Raw genomic sequence first — 21,433 nt, 5'->3', positions numbered from 1 at the left:
CCCCGCGTCCCGGTCGTTGAGCGAGGCCGCGCGCCAGCGCGACCGAGACGAAACGGGGTTCGCTGCGCACGCTCAACGGGCGGGGGTGAACATGGCGGCGCGTCCCGGTCGTTGAGCGAGGCCGCGCGCCAGCGCGACCGAGACGAAACGCACCGAGTCACCGCAGAAAAGCACACCGGGTTTCGTCTCGCTCCGCTCGCTCAACGGGCGGGGGTGAACATGGCCGCGCGGCCCGGTCGTTGAGCGAGGCCGCGCGCCAGCGCGACCGAGACGAAACGCACCGAGCCACCGCAGAAAAGCACACCGGGTTTCGTCTCGCTCCGCTCGCTCAACGGCCGGGTGGTGGTGTGTGGTTCTGGTCGTTGAGCGCGCAAGCGCGACCGAGACGAAACGCACCGAGCCACCGCAGAAAACTCACCGCGTTTCGTCTCGCTGCGCTCGCTCAACGGCCGGAGGGTTGTGCGTGTCTGGTCGTTGAGCGAGGACGCGCGCCAGCGCGACCGAGACGAAACGCGGTCCGCCCCGTGTGGTGGTTTGCCGCGTTTCGTCTCGCTCCGCTCGCTCAACGGCCGGGGGGCGCTGCGCTCGCACAGCGGCCGGGGGCTGCTGACGCGTCAGCTGATCGAGGTCGTCGTCGTGGACACCGGCACCGCGTAGATCTCCTCGATCTGGCCGGCGAAGTCGTCCAGGATGACGTTGCGCTTGATGCTCAGCTTCGGGGTGAGGTGTCCGCTCGCCTCGGTCCACTCGGTCGGCAGGATCGTGAACTTGCGGATCGACTCGGCACGTGACACGTGCTTGTTGGCCTCGTCGACGGCACGCTGCACCTCGGCCCGGACAGTCTCGTTGCGCGCGGCATCCTCCAGCGTCATGTCCGCGGGCAGGCCGTTGTTGGCCAGCCACGTCGGCAGCATCTCGCTGTCGAGGGTGATGAGCGCCGCGATGAACGGCTTCTTGTCGCCGACGGCCACCACCTGGCCGACGATCGGGTTCGCGCGGATCGGGTCCTCGAGGGCCGCGGGGGCGACGTTCTTGCCGCCCGCGGTCACGATGATCTCCTTCTTGCGTCCGGTGATCGTGAGGAAGCCCTCCTCGTCGAACGTGCCCAGGTCGCCGGTCTTGAACCAGTCGCCGTCGAACGACGCCGCCGTGGCCTCCGGGTTGCGCCAGTACTCCTTGAACACGTTGATGCCGCGGATCTCGACCTCGCCGTCCTCGGCGAGCCGGATTCCGACGCCCGGCAGCACAGGTCCGACGGTTCCGATCTTCGCCTTCGACGGCACGTTCACCGTGGCCGGCGCCGTCGTCTCGGTCAGGCCGTATCCTTCGAGGATCACGACGCCCAGGCTGTGGAAGAAGTGGCCGAGACGCTCGCCGAGCGGCGCCGAACCCGAGATGGCGTAGACCACGTTGCCGCCCATCGCCTCGCGCAGCTTGCCGTAGACGAGCTTGTCGAAGAGGGCGAACTTGATCTTCGTGCCGAAGGGGACCTTCTTGCCCTCCTGCTGCAGCTTGGAGTGCTCGACCGCGGTCTTCGCGGCGGCGCGGAAGATCTTGCCCTTGCCGCCGGCTTCGGCCTTCTGCTCGGCCGAGTTGTACACCTTCTCGAACACGCGCGGCACCGCCAGCAGGAAGGTCGGCTTGAACGACCCGAGCGCGGGCAGCAGCTGCTTGGTGTCCGGCTGGTGGCCCGTCTTCACGCCCGCGTGGATGTTCAGGATCGAGATGAAGCGGGCGAACACGTGCGCGGTCGTGATGAACAGCAGCGTCGACGCACCGGGATACTCGACGACCTCGCGCATCGCGCGGGCCGAGTTGCGGGTGAGCTCGACGAAGTTGCTGTGCGTGATGACGCAGCCTTTCGGCCGGCCGGTCGAGCCGGAGGTGTAGATGAGCGTCGCGATGTCTTCGCCGGCGGCCAGGTTGCGGCGGCGCTCGATCTCGGCGTCCTCGACGCCCTTGCCCTGTTCGACGAGCTTGTCGAGGTCGCCCAGGTGCATCGCCCACACCGAGCGGATGAGGGGCAGGTCGGCGCGCACCTCGTCGAGGCGCGCCTCGTGATCGGCGCTCTCGACGATGCACGCGATCGCACCGGAGTCCTCCATGATCCACTGGATCTGCGCGGGGGAGCTGGTCTCGTAGATCGGCACCATCACCGCGCCCGCGTAGAAGAGCGCGAAGTCCACGAGGGTCCAGTCGTACGTGGTGCGGGCGATGAAGCCGACCTTGTCGCCGGGCTCGATCCCGGCGGCGGCGAAGCCCTTCGCCAGCGCGATGACCTGCTTCTCGAACTCCGCGGCGGACACATCGCGCCACCCGTCACCGTCCGGGAGTCCGAACAGCGGGCGGTTCGGCGTCTCCTTGACCCGTTCGACGAGAAGGTCGGTGACGTTCGCCTGCGGATCGGCGGGGACGATCGGCGGGACTTCGAACTGGACTCGTGTCGGCTTTTCGGACGAGGTCATGTCGGCAACTCCTTCGGTACCGGCTCGGGCGGCTGTTCCTTCGAGTCTAGTGCTGTGCACCCCGGCGGACCCGCTCGAGGCTGCTCGAAAGAGGATGCGGGCGGAGGGATAGACTCCACCCGTGCTCACGGTCGGAATCGACATCGGCGGAACGAAGATCGCCGGCGGCGCGGTCGACGCCGCCGGAGCGATCGTCGAGAGGCTGCGCGCTGACACCCCGTCCGACGCGGCGGCGATCGCCGATGCCGTCGTGGGAATGGTGCAGGCCCTCGCCGAGCGGCACCAGGTCGCCCGGGTGGGCGTCGCCGCGGCGGGGTTCATCTCGAAAGACAGGTCGACGGTCATCCACGCGCCGAACATCGCGTGGCGCGACGAGCCGCTGCGCGACCGGCTGCAGTCCCGGCTGGGCCTGCCGGTGACCCTCGAGAACGACGCCAACGCCGCCGGCTGGGCCGAATACAGGTACGGCGCGGGGCGCGGCCACGACCACATGGTGATGCTCACGCTCGGCACGGGGGTGGGCGGGGCGATCATCCTGGACGGCGAGCTGCTCACCGGCGGCCACGGCATCGCGGCCGAGCTCGGCCACACCCGCTTCGTCCGCGGCGGACGGCTCTGCGGCTGCGGGCAGCATGGATGCCTCGAGCAGTACGCGTCGGGCCGGGCGCTGCAGCGCGCGGCAGGCGAGATCGCCGACGCCGGCGGCGTCGGCGCGCGCCTGGCAGCGCTGCGGGCGGAGCTCGGCCGCATCCCGGGTCGGGAGATCTCGCGCCTCGCGCGCGAGGGTGACCCCGGCGCCATCGAGGCCGTCGAGTGCATCGCGACCGCGCTCGGCGAAGGCTGCGGCGGCCTGCAGGCGGTGGTCGACCCCGAGGTCTTCGTGATCGGCGGGGGAGTGTCCCAGCTCGGCGAGGATCTCCTCGCGCCGGTGCGACGGGCCTACGAGGCATCCGTTCCCGGGCTCGTGGCGCGCCCGCTCGCCGAGTTCACGACCGCGCAGCTCGGCAACGACGCCGGCATCATCGGAGCCGCCGACCTCGCGGCGAGGCGGGACTGACATGTTCTACTGGCTGATGAAGTACATCGTGATCGGCCCCTGGGTGAAGGCGATCTGGCGCCCATGGATCGTCGGGCGCGACAACGTGCCGCGCGAGGGCGCGGCGATCCTGGCCAGCAACCACCTCTCGTTCGTGGACTCGATCTTCCTCCCGCTGATGATCGATCGGCCGGTGTCGTTCCTGGCCAAGAGCGATTACTTCACCGGACGCGGCATCAAGGGCTGGGCCACGCGCATGTTCTTCAAGGCGACCGGCCAGCTGCCCATCGACCGCTCCGGCGGCAAGGCGTCCGAGGCATCCCTGAACACCGGCCTGCAGGTGCTGGGCGGAGGAGACCTGCTCGGCATCTACCCCGAGGGCACCCGCAGCCCCGACGGCAGGCTGTACCGCGGGCGCACCGGCATCGCCCGCATGGCGCTGGAGGCGCGCGTGCCGGTGGTGCCCGTGGTGATGGTCGACACCGACGTCATGATGCCGATCGGCACGCGCATGCCGCGGGTGGTCCGCGTGGGGGTCGTCATCGGCGAGCCGCTGGACTTCTCCCGCTTCGCGGGCATGGAGGGCGACCGCTACATCCTGCGCTCGATCACCGACGAGATCATGGTCGCGCTGCAGCGGCTGGGCGAGCAGCAGTACGACGACGTGTACGCGTCGACTGTGAAGGACCGCCTCACCAAGCGCGTGCCCTGAGGAGCGCACTGCGCAGAGGTCCCCTGGTGAGGGGCCCGGCGCGTGCAGTAGCGTGCGCAGTGGCAGACCTCCCGTGCGCACATCGAAGTCGCTCACCGGCCGCGGCGGCCGGAGAGGATGGCACGGCCGGCGCCCGACGATCGGGGATGGCCCCATGCGCAATCGACGACGGCTCGTGCTCGGTGCCGCACTTGCGGCGCTCGCGCTGACGACCACGGCATGCACCTTCGAGAATGCGGGCGGTGCGACCGCGTCGCCCGACGCCACCGCCGGCCCACCGGAGCACGTCAGCGCGATCCTCGTCCAGCCGCTCGGCGACGGTCAGGTCGTGCGCGGCACCGACGAGATGGACCACGTCGAGTACAGCCTGCTCGTGGTCAACGTCTTCAGCGACCCGGTGACGCTGAGCGCGGTGACCGTCGTGGATGCCGCGGGCGACGAGCTCATGACCGTGGACGGCGACACTCTGGCGGCGGCCACGCAGTCGCTGTACACGCACGCCCCGTCCGCCGTCGTGGAGGCGTCGGCGGCGGTGGCCGTCGAAGTCGACCTGGTGGTGCCGCCGGGCGAGGTGCCCGAGACCGTGACGCACCGCATCGAGTACACCCTGCCGGATGGGATCGCGGGCGCGGCGATCATCGACGGCTACACGGTGAACGGCCCGCAGGTCGCCATCGATCGCAGCGAGGCGATCGTGATCGCCCCGCCCCTGGCCGGCGACGGCTGGCTGGCCACCTCGGCGTGCTGCAGCCCGAACGTGCACCGCGATCTCCGACTCGCGGCCGGCGGCCTGCGGATGGCGACCGCCGAGGTCTTCGCCGTCGACTGGGCGAGGGTCGAGGGCAACCGGGTCTACGAGGGGGACGGCAGCGCCAACGAGATGTTCTACGGGTTCGGCGCGGACGTGCTCGCCGTCGCGGACGGCACCGTCGTCGCCGCGCAGGACGGCGTCGAGGAGTCGATCCCGTTCGCATCGGTGCCGCCGACGACGAAGGCGGGGTTCGGCGGGAACCAGATCATCCTCGAGATCGCGCCGGGCGTCTACGCCGCCTACGCCCACCTGCAGCCGGGCAGTCTCGCGGTGGAGGTGGGCGACACGGTGCGCACGGGGGATGTGCTCGCCAAGCTCGGGAACACCGGGCCCTCGCAGGGCCCGCACCTGCACTTCGGCCTGCTCGACACGCCCGACCTGTTCGTGGGGCAGAGCCTGCCCTTCGTGCTCGAGGCGCTCACCCTCGTGGGCACGGTCGACATCTCCGCGGTGACCGGGGACGAGCTCGACATCGAGCCGGCGTCGGGCGAGCTGCGCGAGGTGTATCCGCTCTATGAGACCATCGTGAACTTCCCCTGATAGGCATCCGTCGCCGGGCGGGCTGGGCGCCTGCGGGCGCCAGTAGACTGATCGGATGCTTCAGCAGATCGACGCACTGGATGCCTGGCGGACGCTGCCCATCAAGCAGCAGCCGTCCTGGCCCGACCCCGAAGAGGTCGCCGCCGTGTCTGCCGAGCTCGCGACGCTGCCTCCGCTCGTGTTCGCGGGCGAGGTCGACAACCTGCGCACCCGCCTCGCGCGTGCCGCATCCGGCCGGGCCTTCCTGCTCCAGGGCGGCGACTGCGCCGAGACGTTCGCGGGCGCCACCGCCGACCAGATCCGCAACCGGATCAAGACGGTGCTGCAGATGGCCGTCGTCCTCACCTATGGCGCGTCGATGCCGGTCGTGAAGATGGGCCGGATGGCCGGGCAGTTCGCCAAGCCGCGCTCCTCCGACACCGAGACCCGCGGCGACGTGACGCTGCCGGCATACCGCGGCGACATCGTCAACGGCTACGACTTCACCGAGGGCTCGCGGCAGGCCGACCCGTCGCGTCTGCTGAAGGGCTACCACACGGCGTCGTCGACGCTGAACCTGATCCGGGCCTTCACGCAGGGCGGGTTCGCCGACCTGCGCGAGGTGCACTCGTGGAATCAGGGCTTCGCGAAGAACCCGGCCAACCAGCGGTACGAGGGCCTGGCCGCCGAGATCGACCGGGCCATCAAGTTCATGGAGGCGGCCGGCGCCGACTTCGACGAGCTCACGCGGGTGGAGTTCTACACCGGCCACGAGGGTCTGCTCATGGACTACGAGCGGCCCATGACGCGCATCGACTCGCGCACCGGCACGCCGTACAACACGTCGGCGCACTTCCTGTGGATCGGCGAGCGCACCCGCGACCTCGACGGCGCGCACGTCGACTACTTCTCGCGCATCCGCAATCCCATCGGCGTCAAGCTCGGGCCGGCGACGACGCCGGAGACCGCGCTCGCGCTCATCGATCGGCTCGACCCCGACCGCGAGCCCGGGCGGCTCACCTTCATCACGCGCATGGGGGCCGGGCGGATCCGCGACGCGCTGCCGCCGCTGCTGCAGGCGGTGAAGGACTCCGGCGCGACGCCGCTGTGGGTCACCGACCCGATGCACGGCAACGGCATCACCACCCCGACCGGGTACAAGACCCGTCGCTTCGACGACGTCGTCGACGAGGTGCGGGGGTTCTTCGAGGCGCACCGCGCCGTCGGCACGTTCCCGGGCGGCATCCACGTCGAGCTGACCGGCGACGACGTGACCGAGTGCCTGGGCGGCTCGGAGATGATCGACGAGGAGACCCTCGCGACCCGCTACGAGAGCCTGTGCGACCCCCGCCTGAACCACATGCAGTCCCTGGAGCTGGCGTTCCTGGTGGCCGAGGAGCTCGAGAAGCGCTGAGCGCGGCTCACAGCCCGAAGCCGGTGATCGTGATCTGCGTGCCGGGCAGCTGCATGGTGCCCGCCTCCGGGCTGATCGAGGTGACCCGCCACAGATCCCACGTGATCTCGGGTGGCAGCGACACGGTCGTCACCGTGAACCGCCTGCCCTGGAGCTCGGCGACGGCATCGCGGATGGTCAGGCCGATGACGTTCGGCACCTCGATGGGCTGGGGACCCTTCGACACGATCAGCTGCACCGTGTCGCCCGGGCGCAGCGCGCCCTCGACGGGCACGAGGCCGATGACGAGGCCCTTCTCGACGTCTTCGCTGAACTCCTCGCGGTTCTCGCCGGCGACCTCCAGGCCGACCGAGGTCAGGGCGTCCCGCGCGTCCGACACGCTCCTGCCCGCGACCGAGGGCACCGGACCCGCCGAGATCTCGAAGCTCACGGTGTCGCCCTGGTGCGCCTCGCAGCCGTCGTTGCAGCCCACCGCCTCGCCGTCGCCGCGCGGGGTGAGCGTCACCGCGAGGACGGTGCCCGCCTCGGTCTCGTGGTAGCGCTGCGCCGACGGCTCGGTGACATGCAGGAGCAGCGCGTCGCCGGTGGCGATGGCGATGGCATCGGCCTCGGGCATCCCGGTGAGCTTCTGGATCGTGATCGGCTGCGGGCCCTGCGAGATGAACACGGTCACCGCGGTGTCCTTGTCGACGCGCTCCCCGGAGGCCGGGTCGCTGCCGACGGCGAGGCCGGCCTCGACGTTCAGGTCGTAGACCTTCTCCTCGACGCCTTCCAGCGTGTGCTCGGCCAGCAGCGCCTTGGCGTCGGCGAAGGTGCGGCCGGTGACATCCGGCACCGCCACGAGCGATCCGGGGCCCGACCCGAACCACCAGCCCGCGCCGGCGGCGCCGCCGGCCAGCAGCAGCACGAGTGCCAGCAGCCAGGCGCCCTTGGCGCGCCGCCGCTTCGCCCGCCGTCGCAGGCGGGTGCCGTTGTCGGCGTCGTCGACGGCGATCGTGGGTGCGGTGACGGCACCCGGCAGCACCTTGGTCAGGTCGCCGGTGTCGATCCTGTCGTCGAGCGGGATGCCGGCGGTCGCCGTGGTCACCGCGGGCTTGATGTCGAGCTCGCGCTCGATCTCCCGCAGCCGGTCGAGCATGGCCTGCGCGTCGACCGGGCGCTCGTCGGGCACCTTCTCGGTGGCCCACAGCACGAGCTCATCGAGCTGCTCGGGAACGCCGGGGTTGCGCGCGCTCGGGCGCGGCACCGACTCGGTGGCGTGCTGGAAGGCGATCTGCATCGGCTGCTCGCCCTTGTACGGCTGCTCCCCGGTGAGCATCTCGTAGAGCATGATCCCCAGGGCATAGATGTCGCTGCGGGCATCGGCCGTGCCGCGGGTCACGAGCTCGGGCGCGAGATACGCGATGGTGCCCAGCAGCTGCGCGCCGCTGGCCGTGTTCGCCGTCGTGGCGCGGGCCAGCCCGAAGTCGCCGATCTTGATGCGGCCGTCCTCGGCCAGCAGGATGTTCTCGGGCTTGACGTCGCGATGGACGATGCCGGCCCGGTGCGCGGCGGCGAGGCCCTCGAGGGTGGCGTCCATGATCGTGACCGCCTGCGGCACGGTCAGCCTGCGCTGCTCGCGCAGGAGCTCGCGCAGCGTGATGCCGGGCAGGTACTCCATGACCAGGTACGCCATGCCGGCGTCCTGGCCCTGGTCGAACACGTTGACCACGTGCGGGTTCGCCAGCCGCGCGGCCGAGCGCGCCTCCTGGATGAAGCGGCTCTGGAACACCGCATCGTCGGTGAGGTGGCCGTGCATGACCTTGAGCGCGACCCGCCGCTCCAGGCGCAGGTCGGTCGCCACGTAGACGGTGGCCATGCCGCCCCGAGCGATGCGCGCCCGCACCCGATACCGGCCGTCGACAAGACGGCCGATCATCGGATCGGCTTGCTGGCTCGTGCTCACGATCCGAGTCTAGGGACGGGATGCTGGGAGGCCGGGGAGCGCCTCACCCCTCAGCCGTAGGCCTTGAGCCAGGCGTAGGCGTCGTCCTCCCACCGCGCGTACCGGTCGGGGTACGCCGAGATCTGCACCGCCTGGGCCGCCTGCGCGAACGACATGCTCTGCCATCCGCGGATGTCGAGCAGCCCTCGCGTGCGGCTCCCGTTGGGGTCGCCCGGACCCCCGAAGAACGCGCGCGTTGCCCGCACCGGGTCGCGCACCTGCGCGGCCGTGCCCCATCCCGTGCTGGGACGCTGCTGGAACAGGCCGAGCGAGTCGCGGTCGCCCCAGTCCAGGTTGCGCAGCCACGACTCCTGCATGGCGGTGCCGAGCGCGATCGCGATGCCGCGCTCCGGGACGCCGAGCTGGCGGCCGACCTGGATGATGAGCTTCGCGTTGCGCTGCTGCTCGGCATCCAGCTTCGTGATCTTCGATGACCCCGACGATGCTGCCGCGGCCTTGGACGACCCGGGGATCACGAGCTTCTGACCGGGGTAGATGATCGACGAGCGGCTCAGCCCGTTCGCGTCGAGCACCGCCTGCACCGAGACGCCCGCGCGTGTGGCGATGGCCCACACGGTGTCGCCCTTGCGCACCGTGTGCGTCGCCGAGGCGGGTGCCTTCTTCGCCGGCGCCGTCGACTTCTTCGCGGGCGCCGGCTGGGCGGGAGCGCTCGACCCGGCCGCGCCGGGGATGACGAGCTTGTGGCCGGGGTAGATGATCGATGAGCGGGTCAGCCCGTTCGCGGAGAGCACCTGGTCGACGCTCCTGCCGTGCCGCTGCGCGATGGCCCAGACGGTGTCGCCGCGCTTCACGGTGTAGGAGGTGGATGCGGCGGCCTTCTGCGCCGGCGCGGGCGCGGCCTTCTTCGCCGCCGGCGCGCGCAGCTTCAGCACCTGGCCGGGGTGGATCACCGACCCCGAGGTCAGGCCGTTCCATGCCAGGACATCGGCCATGCGCAGCCCGTAGCGCTGCGCGATCGCCCAGACGGTATCGCCCTTGCGCACGGTGTAGGTCGCGGGTGGGGATGCGGTCGGCACCCGGATGCCGAGGGCGCTCGTGTCAGCGCGGACCTCTGCGGCCGATGCGGACGGGGCAAGGCCCAGCCCGAGGGCGAGCGAACCGACGATGGCGGCCGGAACCCCCACGAGCACCCCGGGTCGGCGGACGTCACTGTGTCGCACGAGTTCCCCCCTCTGTGACTGCTGAAACGCTGTCACGGATGTGAATTCGTGTCAACAAGTGTTATAGGAGTGACATCTGTCGCAGAAGTGGTGTCGGCGGCGCCGCGCGCGTTTGGCATAGTGGGCATCGTGACCGGTGACACTTCGGCCGCCGCCGTGGAATGGCTGAGCCTGCCCGAACTCGTCGAGGTGCTCGGCGAACCGCTCGGACGCGTGCGGCGCATGCTCGACGAGAACCAGCTCATCGCCTCGCGCCGCCACGGCGGCGGCCCGAAGGTGCCGGCGGCGTTCATCGTGGAGGGACGGCCTCTGCCGGCCCTGCGCGGCACGGTCTTCGTGCTGCACGACGCCGGGTTCTCGGACGACGAGGCGATCGACTGGCTGCTCGCGCCGGAGGACTCGATCGGGACCACGCCGCTGGAGGCGCTGCTGGCCGGGCGCAAGAGCGAGGTGCGGCGGGTCGCCCGCACCCTCGCCTGACGCAGGTCAGGACGTGCGCGCCGTCGCGGCGCGCGCCAGATCGCGCAGCTCGCCGACGGCGGCGTTGCCCAGCTGCGCGCCCGAGAGCGCGCGGTCGGCCTCGCGCACATAGCGCGTGATGAGATCCTCGACGCGATCGAGGGCGCCGGAGTCGATCACGGTGCGCTGCAGGGTCGCGATCTGCGCCTGGTCGAGCCCCGGGTCGCCGAGCAGCTCGTCGACGACGTGCCGCCCGCCCGCAGGGAGCCGCTCGCGGGCCAACGCGATGAGCACCGTCCGCTTGCCTTCGCGCAGGTCGTCGCCGGCGGGCTTGCCGGTGACCGACGCGTCGCCGAAGACGCCCAGCACGTCGTCGCGCAGCTGGAAGGCGAGACCGAGAGGCTCGCCGAACGCGGCCAGCGCGGCCGTCTGCCCGGCATCGGCCCCCGCGAGCGCCGCGCCGATGAGCAGCGGCTGCTGCACGCTGTAGCGAGCGGACTTGAACCGTGCGACGCGCAGGGCGCGCGCCGCGTGCTCGTCGTCGGGGGTCGTCGCCCACGCCGACTCCTCGGCCACGTCGAGGTACTGGCCGACGGTCACGCCTCGGCGCATGCGCCCGTACAGCGTCCGCGCCTGCGCGGCGCGGTCGGCCGGCACCGTGCCCAGGCCGTCCTCGAGCAGATCGTCGCTCCAGCCCAGCAGGAGGTCGCCGAGCAGTATCGCCGCCGATCGGCCGAAGGCCCCGGCATCCCCTCTCCAGCCGCGGTCGCGATACGCGGCCTCCAGCAGGCGGTGGGCTGCGGGGCGCCCGCGCCGGGTGTCCGAGTTGTCGATGAGGTCGTCGTGCACGAGGGCTGCGACGTGGAAGACCTCCAGCGCGGCGGCCGAGGCGACGACGGCCTCGCCGGGATCGGCCGAGCGCCCGTCGGCCTCGGCGACGGTCCGCCATCCGGTATGCAGGAACCGCGCGCGCAGCCGCTTCCCCCCGCGCAGAGCGTCGATTCCGGCCTGCACGAAGTCGACCGCCTCCGGGCCCATCTCGGACGATTCCGCCCGCCGGAGGTCGGCGAAGCTATCGAGTCGCTGGGAAACCGCATCGATCACGGCCATGGAGGCTGCCACGGGCCTAGCCTACTTTCAGGCGCGACGCGTAGAATCGAATCGTCCTTGGAGCAAAGGGGGGGACGGAATGCCACTCTCCGAACAAGAGCAGCGGTTGCTCGACGAGATGGAACGCCATCTCATGCACAACGACGCCGATGTCGTCAGTGCACCCAGAGACGGCCGCACCATCAGCTATCGGAACGTCGTCTACGGGTCGATCACCGTGCTCGTCGGGCTCGGGCTGCTCGTGCTCGGCGTCGCGATCCCGCAGATCATCGTCGGCGTCGTCGGGTTCGTGTTCATGGTCGGCGGAGTGATCCTGGCCGTGACGCCCACCCGCGCCGCATCGGGCACGACCGCGCGCAGCGACGCGCCACAGACCCCACCCAAGAGCTCCGCCTCGTTCATGGACCGCATGAACGACCGCTGGGACCGCCGTCACGAGGGCGGCTGAAACCCGGCATCCAGATCGACACCGGCCTTCGGGCCGGTGTTTTTTTATGCCCGCGCGGGGGTCGCCAGGGAGTGCGATATCGCGAAAGTGGAGCAAAATGGTAGTGGAGTGGAGGAAAATGGAGTAGATTGGAGCAACTTCGAAGCGGCCGGCCGAAGGGGGGCGATCCCGGATGCTTCTGGGCACTCACACCCCGAAACTCGACGACAAGGGCCGGCTGATCCTGCCGGCGAAGTTCCGCCGCGAACTCGAGGACGGCGTCGTCATCACCCGCGGACAGGAACGCTGCCTGTATGTGTTCAGCGCCGCCGAGTTCGAACGGGTCCACGACCGGATGCGCCAAGCGCCGATGGGTGACAAGCGGGCGCGCGACTTCCTGCGGATGTTCCTGGCCGCCGCCAGCGACGAGAAGCCCGACAGCCAGAACCGGGTGACGATCCCGCCGGCGCTGCGCGCCTACGCGGGCCTGGAGCGCGACCTCGTCGTCGCGGGCATCGGCGACCACGCCGAGATCTGGCAGGCCGACCGGTGGGCCGAGTACACCGCCGCCAACGAAGACGCGTTCGCCGAGCTCGAGGAGGAGGTGTACCCCGGACTGTTCTGATCCTCCGGCCGCGATCTCTCGCCGCTCGCGCCCTGGCGCACCTTCCCCGGTGCCAGGTCAGAGCGGAGGGGGACCGGGGCCGAAGGCCCGGAATCCGCACAGATCATGCAAGCCCGCGACCTCCACACCCCCGTCCTGCTCGACCGCTGCGTCGAGCTGCTCGGGCCCGCGCTCACCCGCGACGGCGCCGTGCTCGTCGACGCCACCCTCGGCATGGGCGGGCACGCGGAGGCGTTCCTGCAGCGGTTCCCCCGCGTGCGGCTGATCGGCCTCGACCGCGACACCGAGGCCCTGCGGATCGCGGGGGAGCGGCTCGCCCCCTTCGGCGACCGGGTCGCGCTCGTGCACACGGTGTACGACGGCATCGGCGACGCGCTGACCTCGGTCGGCGTCTCGGCCGTCGACGGCATCCTCTTCGACCTCGGCGTCTCGTCGCTGCAGCTGGACGCCGCCGAGCGCGGCTTCGCCTACTCCAAGGACGCCCCGCTGGACATGCGCATGGACCAGACCGCCGGCCGGACGGCGGCCGAGCTGATCGCCACCGCGAGCGAGGGCGAGCTGCGCCGGATCTTCGAGCACTACGGCGAGGAGAAGCTGGCGGCCCGCTATGCGAGGGCGATCGTGCGGGCGCGCGCCGAGGCTCCGATCGAACGCTCAGGCCGTCTCGTGGAGATCATCACTGCCGCCACGCCGGCCGCCGCGCAGCGCGCCGGACACCCCGCCAAGCGCGTCTTCCAGGCGCTGCGCATCGCCGTCAACGAAGAGCTCGCCGTGCTCGAGCGTGCGATCCCCGCGGCCCTGGACGCCCTCGACGTCGGGGGGCGCATCGTCGTGCTGGCCTATCAGTCGCTCGAAGACCGTCTGGTCAAGCGGCTGTTCGCCCGGGCGTCGGCCTCGACCGCACCGGCCGGGCTGCCGGTCGAGCTGCCGGAGCATGCCCCCCGCTTCCGTCTGCTCGTCAAGGGCGCGGAGCTCGCGGGCGACGCCGAGCGCGCCCGGAACCCGCGGGCGACGCCCGTGCGCCTGCGCGCCGCCGAACGGCTGCGGGAGGCGGCATGAGCGCCGCGCCGGACACGCTGCAGCCGCTCATCGCCGAGCTGCCCCGCCGCGAGCCGCCGCTGCGCCCGGTCGAGCAGGTCGGTCGCCGCCGGCGGCCGCGCGTCGCCTACGCGCTCACGGCGCTGCTGGGCGCGCTGGCCATCGCCGCCGCACAGATGGGGCTTTCGGTCGCCACGACCGAGACGACGTACCGGGTGAGCGAGCTGACCCAGCAGCAGCGCGAGCTGACCTGGCAGAAGCAGGTGCTGTACGACGAGATCGCCGGGATGAGCTCGCCGCAGTACCTCGCCGCCAACGCCGCATCGCTCGGGATGGTGATCAACCAGTCGCCCACCTACCTGCGCCTCAGCGACGGCGCGATCATCGGCAGCGGGAAGCCGGCCGGATACGCCTCGTCGGTGAGCGCTCTGAGCAAAGGGGCGGTGGGCAACGCGCTCGTCGCCGACACACCGCTGGTGACCACGCCGGACGCGACCATGCAGGGCACGCTCGAGACGGCGACGGAATCCGACGTCACGACCGCCCTGCCGCCGCCGATCACCGACGGACTGCCCACCCCGACCACACGCTGAACGGAGCCGAACGCATGACGACACGCACGTCGCGCAGCCCTCGACGCCGCACGGTCGTCGCGCTCGGAGTGGTGCTGGCGGTGCTGGTGGCCTTCGGCATCCGCCTCGTCGACATCCAGATCGTCAACGCCGACCAGCACGTCAAGGACTCGCTCACCAAGATCGGCGAGCGGGTCGCGCTGAAGGGGACGCGCGGGTCGATCACGGATGCCTCGGGCCGGGTGCTCGCCGAGAGCACTCTGCTGTACGACGCCCAGCTGTCGCCGAAGAACGTGAAGCCGCAGCAGGTCGTGCGCGGCGGGGAGAAGATCCAGATCCCGTGGGCGCAGACCGCGGGCGAGATCGCGGCCATCACCGGCCAGACGGCCGAGGAGGTCATGACGATCGTGGCCGACGCCCTCGAGCGCGACCCGGAGTCGCAGTTCGCGTACCTCAAGCGCGGGCTCACCACCGAGCAGTACCGCGATCTCGCCGAGCTCGGCCTGCCGTACCTCAGCTTCACGTCGCAGCCTTCGCGCGTGTATCCGCAGGGGGCCGTCGCCGGGAGCCTCACCGGCTTCGTCGGCGTGGACGGCTCCCCGCTGGAGGGCCTGGAGGTGGCCCAGGACCAGTGCTTGGCCGCCACCGACGGCGAGGAGACGTTCCAGCGCGGGCAGGACGGGGTGGTGATCCCCGGGACCAAGGTGGAGACCCCGGCGCAGGACGGCGGCACGCTCCAGCTGACGATCGACTCCGACCTGCAGTGGTATCTGCAGCAGCTGATCGCCGAGCAGGTGAAGAAGTACAAGTCGATCAGCGGCACCATCACCGTCGTGGAGGCCAAGACCGGCAAGATCCGCGCGGCCGCAGAGTACCCGACGGTCGATCCCAACGACTTCGACGCGGAAGGCGCCTTCCTGCGCAACCGGGTCTTCCAGGACACCTTCGAGCCGGCGTCGACCTTCAAGGCGCTGTCGGCGGCGGTGCTCGTCGACGGTGCGGGCCTGACCCCGCTGACCACGGTGCACGCGCCCTGGAAGGTGACCTTCGACAACGGCGCGCGGGTGCGCGACATGTCGGGCCACGCCACGGTCGACTACACCCTCAACGGCGTGCTCGTCGAATCGTCGAACGTGGGAATCTCGCGGCTGAGCGAGCGCATCGACCCCCAGACGCGCTACGAGTACCTCAAGAAGTTCGGCATCGGGCAGGGGAGCGCGGTGAACTTCCCGGCCGAGCAGAAGGGCATCCTCTATCCGGCGTCCGAGTGGGACAACCAGCAGCTCTACGACACCAACTACGGCCAGGGCGTCGCCACGACCGTGCCCGAGCTCATCGGCGCCTACAGCGCGATCGCGAACGGCGGCGTGCGGGTTCCGCTGCAGCTCATCGAGTCGTGCACCAAGGCGGACGGCACGGTCATCGAGCCGGAGCTTCCCGAGAAGGTGCGCGTGATCAGCGAGGAATCCGCGCGGCAGGTCACCACCATGCTGGAGAACGTCTACATGCAGGCGGGGTACTCCAAGGCCATCCACGTGCCCGGCTACCGCGTCGCGATGAAGTCCGGCACCGGCCAGAAGTCCGACGGCAAGGGCCACTACAAGTCCGGCGTCTGGTACACGCTGATGATCGGATTCGCCCCGGCCGAGGACCCGGAGTACATCGTGGCGATCACGCAGGATGAGCCCACCAGGGTAAAGTCTTCCTCGGCCGACGCCGAAGGGTTCCAGAAGGCCATGACGCAGGTCATGAAGACCTACCGCGTCATGCCCTCGACGACGAAGGCCCCCGAGCTTCCCGTCTACAAGTGAGGCGGCGCGGTTCGCGCCGCCCGGAGGATTCATGATCGCCCTGTCGCTCGCCGAGATCGCCGACATCGTCCACGGGCGGCTCGTGAGCGCCGGCGACGCCGACGACGCCGTGGTGTCGGGGACGGTGGAGACCGACTCCCGCCTCATCGGGCCGGGCGACATCTTCGTGGCCAAGCCCGGGGAGCACTCCGACGGCCATCTGTTCGTGCCGGCGGCCGTCCAGGCCGGAGCAGTGCTGGCCGTCGTCGAGCACGTCGTCGACGCGGACGTGCCGCAGATCGTGGTGCCCGACGTCCTGGTCGCGCTCGCCGACCTCGCCCGCGAGGTCGTCGAGCGGGTGCGCGAGCACGGCGACCTCCGGGTCGTCGCGATCACGGGATCCAACGGCAAGACCACCACGAAGAACCTCATCGCCCGCATCCTGCGGGACGAGGGCGAGACCGTCGCCCCGCGCGCATCGCTGAACAACGAGGTCGGCGCGCCCCTGACGATGCTCCGGATCACCCACGACACGCGCTACCTCGTCAGCGAGCTCAGCGCGCGGGGTCAGGGCGAGTTCACCTCGCTCAAGGGCGTGGTCGGCGGGCTCGCCGAGCTCATCGAGCCCGACGTCGGCGTCGTGCTGATGGTGGGCAAGGCGCACGCCGGCGGCGAAGGGGGCCTGGAGGCGATCGCCGCGGCCAAGGCGGAGCTCGTCGAGCACATCCGCCCGGGCGGCGTCGCCGTGCTCAACGCCGACGATCCGCGGGTGGCGGCGATGGCGTCGATCGCCGAGGATCGCCGCATCGACGTGCGCTGGTTCGGGCAGGGGCCGGCCGCCCAGGTGCGCGCGCAGGACGTCGAGGCGACCGCAGCCGGCACCACGCTCACGGTGGTCGCCGACGGTGTCAGCCGCCCGCTGCGGCTGCAGGTGATCGGCGAGCACCACGTCGGCAACGCGCTGGCGGCCATCGCCGCGACGACGGCGCTGGGCGTCTCGCTGGACGATGCGATCGCCCGGCTGGAGACGGTGGAGATCGCCGAGCGCTGGCGCATGCAGCCGATGGGGTCCGACTCGGTGCGGATCATCAACGACGCCTACAACGCCAGCCCCGACTCGGTCGCGGCGGCGCTGCGCACGCTGGCGCAGATCACCGGACCCGGCGAGCGCACGGTCGCGGTGCTCGGTGCGATGAGCGAGCTCGGCGAGTTCTCCGGCGAGGAGCACGACCGCATCGGCGAGCTCGCGGTGCGCCTGCGCATCCAGCGGATCGTCGTGGTCGGCGAGGACGCGCGGCGGATCCACCTCGCCGCCGTCGCCGAGGGGTCGTGGAGCAGCGAGGCCGTGTACTTCGCCACCGCCGACGAGGCGTACGACTACCTCGTGGGCGAGCTGCGCGACGGCGACCGGGTGATCGTGAAGTCGTCCAACGCGGCGGGCCTGCGCACGCTGGGCGATCGTCTGGGAGGATTCTTCTCGTGAGATCTCTCCTGACCGCGGCGGCGATCTCGGTGGCGTTCACGCTCTTTTTGACGCCGGTGTTCGTCCGCCTGTTCCGCACCTGGGGCTGGGGCCAGGTGATCCGGACGCCGGAGGCGATCGAGAACCCCAGCCATGCCGAGAAGCGCGGCACGGTCACCATGGGCGGCACGATCTTCATCGCCGGAACCGTCGTGGGGTACATCGTCGGGTGCTTCGTGGGCGCGAATCCGCCCACCGTCTCGGGCCTGCTCGTGCTGTGGATGATGATCGGCCTCGGTGCCGTCGGCTTCATCGACGACTACATGAAGGTGCGCCGCCAGCGCAGCCTCGGCCTCAGCGGCTGGCGCAAGGTCATCGGGCAGGTCATCGTCACAGTGCCCTTCGGCATCCTCGCCCTCACGCTCCCGACCGCGAACGGAGGCACGCCCGCATCGGCCTACGTGTCGATCGTGCGGGACGTGCCGTGGCTGTACTTCTTCGTGCTCGGCCCGATCCTCGGGTGGCTGCTCTACCTCACCTGGGTCTCGTTCATCGGGGTCGCCTGGTCGAACAGCACCAACGTGACCGACGGACTGGACGGCCTCGCCGCCGGATGCGGCGTGTTCGTCGTCGGCGCGTACAGCCTGCTCGCGTTCTGGCAGTTCAACCAGTCCTGCACGAACCCGTTCCTCGACCCGGCCACCCGCGATGCGTGCTACCCGACCGCGAACCCGTTCGACCTGGCCATCGTCGCGGCCGCGTTCGTGGGCGCCCTGGTCGGGTTCCTGTGGTGGAACGCCCCGAAGGCCAAGATCTTCATGGGCGATGTGGGGTCGATGGCGATCGGAGGCGTCATCGCCGCACTGTCGATCCTCACCCGCACCGAGGTGCTCGGCGTGCTGCTGGCCGGCGTCTACATCATCGGGCCGGGCTCGGTGATCCTGCAGCGGCTCTACTTCAAGCTCACGCGCGGCAAGCGGCTGTTCCTGATGAGCCCGTTCCACCATCACCTCGAGATGCGCGGCTGGCCGGAGATCACCATCGTGGTGCGCATGTGGATCATCGCCGGGATGCTCGCCGTCACCGGGATCGGTCTGTTCTACGTGGATTGGCTCGCGCACACATGACGAGCCGTCTCGACACCCTCACCAGCTGGCATGCGGACTGGAGGGGGCTGCGCGTCGCCGTGCTCGGGCTCTCGGTCACCGGCTTCTCGGTCGCCGACACGCTCGCCGAACTCGGCGCAGACGTGCTCGTGGTCACCGAGCAGGCAACCGACGAGTACCGCCGGCTGCTGCCGGTCATCGGCGCGCGCCTGTGGGAGGGACCGCTGGCGAGTGTGCCGGACGAGCTCATCGCCTTCGACCCGGAGGTGGTGATCGCCTCGCCCGGCTTCGCGCCGCACCACGCCCTCATCCGCTGGGCCCGGGAGGGCGGCATCGCACTGTGGGGCGATGTGGAGCTGGCGTGGCGGGTGCGCGACAAGGTCGTCCGCACGGACGGCAGCCCGGCTGACTGGATGCTGGTGACCGGCACGAACGGCAAGACCACCACCACGCGGCTGGCCGCGACCATGATGGCCGCAGGCGGCCTGCGCGCAGCGCCGTGCGGCAACATCGGGATGCCGGTGCTCGACGCCGTGCGCGATCCGGCGGGCTTCGACGTGCTCGTGGTCGAGCTGTCGAGCCACCAGCTCTGGTACCTGGGCCTGAGCACCGGCCCGGACGCGATCTCGCCCTACGCGGCGGTGTGCCTGAACCTCGCCGATGATCACCTCGAGTGGCACGGGTCGTTCGAGGCGTATCGCGAGGCGAAGGCGCACGTCTACGACCGCACGAGGGTGGCGTGCGTGTACAACAAATCGGATGCCGCGACGCTGCGCATGGTCGAGGACGCCGACGTCGTCGAGGGGGCCCGCGCCATCGGCTTCGACCTGGGGGTTCCGGGGCCGAGCGACCTGGGGGTGGTGGACGGGATCCTCGTCGACCGCGCGTTCCTCGAGGACCGGCGCACGAGCGCCCTCGAGCTGACCACCGTCGCCGAGCTCGCCGAGCGGGGATTGGCGGCCCCTCATGTGGTCGCGAACATCCTCGCCGCGGCGGCGCTGGCGCGCTCGCTGGAGGTCGCGCCCACCGCCGTCCGCGACGCCCTGCGCGCCTTCCGGCTCGACCCGCATCGCATCGAGGTGGTCGCCGTCGCGGGCGGCGTCACCTGGGTGGACGACTCGAAGGCCACCAACCCGCACGCGGCCGCCTCGTCGCTGGCGGCCTATCCCGGCGCGATCTGGATCATCGGGGGCCTGCTCAAGGGCGTCGACGTCGACGAGCTCATCGCGGCGCGCGGCGGGCAGGCCAAGGCCGTGATCGTCATCGGCACGGACCGCACGGCGCTGGTCGCCGCGTTCGGACGACACGCGCCCGATGTGCCCCTCTTCGAGGTCGAGCACGATGAGACTGAAGACGTCATGGCACGTGTCGTCGCACTGGCGGCGGAGGCGGCCGACGACGGCGACGTGGTCCTCCTCGCGCCGGCGGCGGCATCCTTCGACCAGTTCGCGTCGTACACGGATCGCGGCGAACGCTTCGCAGCAGCGGTGCGGGACTGGATCGGGAGGGGGAACGGTGACCAGCACGGTGCCGCGCCCGGCCCGGTCGGCGGGCGACCCGCCTGAACCGCGTCGGCGCGGGCTGGCCGCGCGCGTGTCGCTGGGGCGCATCTTCGCGCCCGTGCCCAGCGAGTTCCTGCTGATCGCCTCGACGGCGCTGCTGCTGACCGGCTTCGGGCTGGTCATGATCCTGTCCGCGACCTCGGCGAGCTCCGAGCCGTTCGACGCGGTCCTGAAGCAGCTGGTGTTCGCCGTCCTCGGCATCCCGCTGATGTTCATCGCGAGCCGGCTGCCGGTCGCGTTCTGGAAGCGGGTCGCGTGGCCGGCGCTCATCGTCGCGGTGGTCTTCCAGCTGCTCGTGTTCACCCCGCTGGGCTACGAGCTGTACGGCAACCGGAACTGGATCGAGATCGGCGGCATCACCGCGCAGCCCTCGGAGCTGCTCAAGCTCGCCCTCGCGCTGTGGCTCGGGTACGTGCTGTTCCGCAAGCAGACCCTGCTGGGCCTGTGGCGGCACGTGTTCATCCCGGTGGTGCCGGTGGTCGCGCTCGTGATCGCCACGGTCATGGCGGGCCACGACCTGGGCACCGCGATGGTCCTGTTCCTGATCGCCCTCGGCGCGCTGTTCTTCTCGGGGGTGAAGCTGCGGATCTTCATCATCCCGCTCGTGCTGTCGGCGCTCGCGGTCGCCGCGCTCGCCATCGCCAGCCCCGACCGCATGCGCCGGATCACCAGCTTCCTGAACCCGAACTGCCTCGAGGACTACGAGTACAGCTGCTACCAGCCGCTGCACGGCATCTGGGGCCTGGCCAGCGGCGGGATCTTCGGGCTGGGGCTGGGCAACTCGAAAGAGAAGTACGACTGGCTCCCGGCCGCCGCCAACGACTACATCTTCGCGATCGTGGGGGAGGAGCTCGGCCTCATCGGCTGCGCCGTCGTGCTCGCGCTGTTCGCCCTGTTCGCCGTCGGCGCCTTCCACGTCATCCGCAAGACCGACGATCCGTTCGTGCGCATCGTCGCCGGCGGCATCACGGTGTGGGTGGTCGGTCAGGCGCTCGTCAACGTCGGCGTGGTGCTGCGCGTGTTCCCCGTGCTGGGCGTGCCGCTGCCGTTCATGTCCCAGGGCGGCACGGCGCTGCTGTCGGTGCTGCTCGCCTCGGGGGTGCTGCTGTCGTTCGCGCGCACCCTGCCGGTCAAGGAGCGCCCAGCGCCGCTCCGGTAAA

The 21,433-nt window shown here is 70.8% G+C and carries 18 protein-coding genes; 14 read left to right on the top strand and 4 right to left on the bottom strand.

The window, feature by feature from the left end:
* Positions 1-614 precede the first annotated feature (614 nt).
* Positions 615-2,465: an AMP-dependent synthetase/ligase gene (locus ACIWQI_RS12575; protein ID WP_396657878.1), complete on the bottom strand. Its 1,851-nt coding sequence runs from the start codon at positions 2,463-2,465 to the stop codon at positions 615-617.
* 121 nt (positions 2,466-2,586) lie between these two features.
* Between ACIWQI_RS12575 and ACIWQI_RS12570 the strand changes: the two genes are divergently transcribed.
* The 4 genes from ACIWQI_RS12570 (at position 2,587) to ACIWQI_RS12555 (ending at position 6,957) form a co-directional block, all read left to right on the top strand.
* Entirely contained in the window at positions 2,587-3,522 is a 936-nt protein-coding gene (locus ACIWQI_RS12570) for an ROK family glucokinase (RefSeq protein WP_396657877.1), read from the top strand.
* Between the two features lies 1 nt (position 3,523).
* Entirely contained in the window at positions 3,524-4,213 is a 690-nt protein-coding gene (locus tag ACIWQI_RS12565) for a lysophospholipid acyltransferase family protein (protein WP_396657875.1), read from the top strand.
* A 154-nt stretch (positions 4,214-4,367) separates the two neighbouring features.
* Positions 4,368-5,564: a M23 family metallopeptidase gene (locus ACIWQI_RS12560; RefSeq protein WP_396657873.1), complete on the top strand. Its 1,197-nt coding sequence runs from the start codon at positions 4,368-4,370 to the stop codon at positions 5,562-5,564.
* Positions 5,565-5,619: 55 nt separating this feature from the next.
* Positions 5,620-6,957 carry a class II 3-deoxy-7-phosphoheptulonate synthase gene (locus tag ACIWQI_RS12555; protein WP_396657872.1) on the top strand — a complete coding sequence of 446 codons (1,338 nt, stop codon included), beginning with the start codon at positions 5,620-5,622 and terminating at the stop codon, positions 6,955-6,957.
* Positions 6,958-6,964: 7 nt separating this feature from the next.
* On the opposite strand, the gene pknB is transcribed toward ACIWQI_RS12555, so the two are convergent.
* Entirely contained in the window at positions 6,965-8,902 is a 1,938-nt protein-coding gene (pknB, locus tag ACIWQI_RS12550; protein ID WP_396657871.1) for a Stk1 family PASTA domain-containing Ser/Thr kinase, read from the bottom strand.
* A 50-nt stretch (positions 8,903-8,952) separates the two neighbouring features.
* Entirely contained in the window at positions 8,953-10,122 is a 1,170-nt protein-coding gene (locus ACIWQI_RS12545) for a LysM peptidoglycan-binding domain-containing protein (protein WP_396657870.1), read from the bottom strand.
* A 120-nt stretch (positions 10,123-10,242) separates the two neighbouring features.
* Between ACIWQI_RS12545 and ACIWQI_RS12540 the strand changes: the two genes are divergently transcribed.
* The gene (locus ACIWQI_RS12540; protein ID WP_396657868.1) at positions 10,243-10,602 is read left to right on the top strand and encodes an Rv2175c family DNA-binding protein; all 360 of its coding nucleotides are present in this window, start codon (positions 10,243-10,245) and stop codon (positions 10,600-10,602) included.
* Between the two features lie 6 nt (positions 10,603-10,608).
* Here the strand turns inward: ACIWQI_RS12540 and ACIWQI_RS12535 are convergent, their stop codons facing one another.
* Positions 10,609-11,703 carry a polyprenyl synthetase family protein gene (locus ACIWQI_RS12535; RefSeq protein ID WP_396657866.1) on the bottom strand — a complete coding sequence of 365 codons (1,095 nt, stop codon included), beginning with the start codon at positions 11,701-11,703 and terminating at the stop codon, positions 10,609-10,611.
* A 67-nt stretch (positions 11,704-11,770) separates the two neighbouring features.
* On the opposite strand from ACIWQI_RS12535, the gene ACIWQI_RS12530 reads away from it, so the two are divergent.
* From ACIWQI_RS12530 to ftsW, 9 genes are all read left to right on the top strand, one after another.
* On the top strand, positions 11,771-12,139 hold the full coding sequence (locus ACIWQI_RS12530) for a DUF3040 domain-containing protein (protein ID WP_396657864.1): 369 nt from the start codon (positions 11,771-11,773) through the stop codon (positions 12,137-12,139).
* A gap of 172 nt (positions 12,140-12,311) precedes the next feature.
* A complete protein-coding gene (gene mraZ, locus ACIWQI_RS12525; protein ID WP_396657862.1) occupies positions 12,312-12,743 on the top strand; it encodes a division/cell wall cluster transcriptional repressor MraZ in 432 nt (143 codons plus the stop codon).
* Between the two features lie 105 nt (positions 12,744-12,848).
* Positions 12,849-13,802, top strand: coding sequence for a 16S rRNA (cytosine(1402)-N(4))-methyltransferase RsmH (gene rsmH / locus ACIWQI_RS12520; RefSeq protein WP_396657860.1), 954 nt, complete (start codon positions 12,849-12,851; stop codon positions 13,800-13,802).
* The gene (locus ACIWQI_RS12515; RefSeq protein WP_396657858.1) at positions 13,799-14,374 is read left to right on the top strand and encodes a hypothetical protein; all 576 of its coding nucleotides are present in this window, start codon (positions 13,799-13,801) and stop codon (positions 14,372-14,374) included. The genes rsmH and ACIWQI_RS12515 overlap by 4 nt, the downstream gene beginning before the upstream one ends.
* A gap of 14 nt (positions 14,375-14,388) precedes the next feature.
* A complete protein-coding gene (locus ACIWQI_RS12510; protein WP_396657856.1) occupies positions 14,389-16,164 on the top strand; it encodes a peptidoglycan D,D-transpeptidase FtsI family protein in 1,776 nt (591 codons plus the stop codon).
* 31 nt (positions 16,165-16,195) lie between these two features.
* Positions 16,196-17,626: a UDP-N-acetylmuramoyl-tripeptide--D-alanyl-D-alanine ligase gene (murF, locus tag ACIWQI_RS12505; RefSeq protein ID WP_396657854.1), complete on the top strand. Its 1,431-nt coding sequence runs from the start codon at positions 16,196-16,198 to the stop codon at positions 17,624-17,626.
* Positions 17,623-18,732, top strand: coding sequence for a phospho-N-acetylmuramoyl-pentapeptide-transferase (gene mraY / locus ACIWQI_RS12500; RefSeq protein ID WP_396657852.1), 1,110 nt, complete (start codon positions 17,623-17,625; stop codon positions 18,730-18,732). Before murF ends, mraY begins: the two co-directional genes overlap by 4 nt.
* Positions 18,729-20,276 carry a UDP-N-acetylmuramoyl-L-alanine--D-glutamate ligase gene (murD, locus tag ACIWQI_RS12495; protein WP_396657851.1) on the top strand — a complete coding sequence of 516 codons (1,548 nt, stop codon included), beginning with the start codon at positions 18,729-18,731 and terminating at the stop codon, positions 20,274-20,276. Before mraY ends, murD begins: the two co-directional genes overlap by 4 nt.
* Positions 20,227-21,432 (top strand): putative lipid II flippase FtsW, encoded by a 1,206-nt coding sequence (gene ftsW / locus ACIWQI_RS12490; RefSeq protein WP_396657849.1) that lies wholly within the window; start codon positions 20,227-20,229, stop codon positions 21,430-21,432. The genes murD and ftsW overlap by 50 nt, the downstream gene beginning before the upstream one ends.
* The last annotated feature ends 1 nt before the right edge of the window (position 21,433 follow it).

Source organism: Microbacterium sp. (assembly GCF_044508325.1).
Lineage (GTDB): Bacteria > Actinomycetota > Actinomycetes > Actinomycetales > Microbacteriaceae > Microbacterium.
This window is presented reverse-complemented; position numbering and strand designations above follow the sequence as displayed.

Excerpts from the sequence above, each read along its gene's own strand:
- ACIWQI_RS12575 (WP_396657878.1), bottom strand. The coding sequence starts at position 2,465 with ATGACCTCGTCCGAAAAGCCGACACGAGTCCAGTTCGAAGTCCCGCCG.
- ACIWQI_RS12565 (WP_396657875.1), top strand. The coding sequence starts at position 3,524 with ATGTTCTACTGGCTGATGAAGTACATCGTGATCGGCCCCTGGGTGAAG.
- ACIWQI_RS12560 (WP_396657873.1), top strand. The coding sequence starts at position 4,368 with ATGCGCAATCGACGACGGCTCGTGCTCGGTGCCGCACTTGCGGCGCTC.
- ACIWQI_RS12555 (WP_396657872.1), top strand. The coding sequence starts at position 5,620 with ATGCTTCAGCAGATCGACGCACTGGATGCCTGGCGGACGCTGCCCATC.
- ACIWQI_RS12530 (WP_396657864.1), top strand. The coding sequence starts at position 11,771 with ATGCCACTCTCCGAACAAGAGCAGCGGTTGCTCGACGAGATGGAACGC.
- mraZ (WP_396657862.1), top strand. The coding sequence starts at position 12,312 with ATGCTTCTGGGCACTCACACCCCGAAACTCGACGACAAGGGCCGGCTG.
- rsmH (WP_396657860.1), top strand. The coding sequence starts at position 12,849 with ATGCAAGCCCGCGACCTCCACACCCCCGTCCTGCTCGACCGCTGCGTC.
- ACIWQI_RS12515 (WP_396657858.1), top strand. The coding sequence starts at position 13,799 with ATGAGCGCCGCGCCGGACACGCTGCAGCCGCTCATCGCCGAGCTGCCC.
- ACIWQI_RS12510 (WP_396657856.1), top strand. The coding sequence starts at position 14,389 with ATGACGACACGCACGTCGCGCAGCCCTCGACGCCGCACGGTCGTCGCG.
- murF (WP_396657854.1), top strand. The coding sequence starts at position 16,196 with ATGATCGCCCTGTCGCTCGCCGAGATCGCCGACATCGTCCACGGGCGG.
- murD (WP_396657851.1), top strand. The coding sequence starts at position 18,729 with ATGACGAGCCGTCTCGACACCCTCACCAGCTGGCATGCGGACTGGAGG.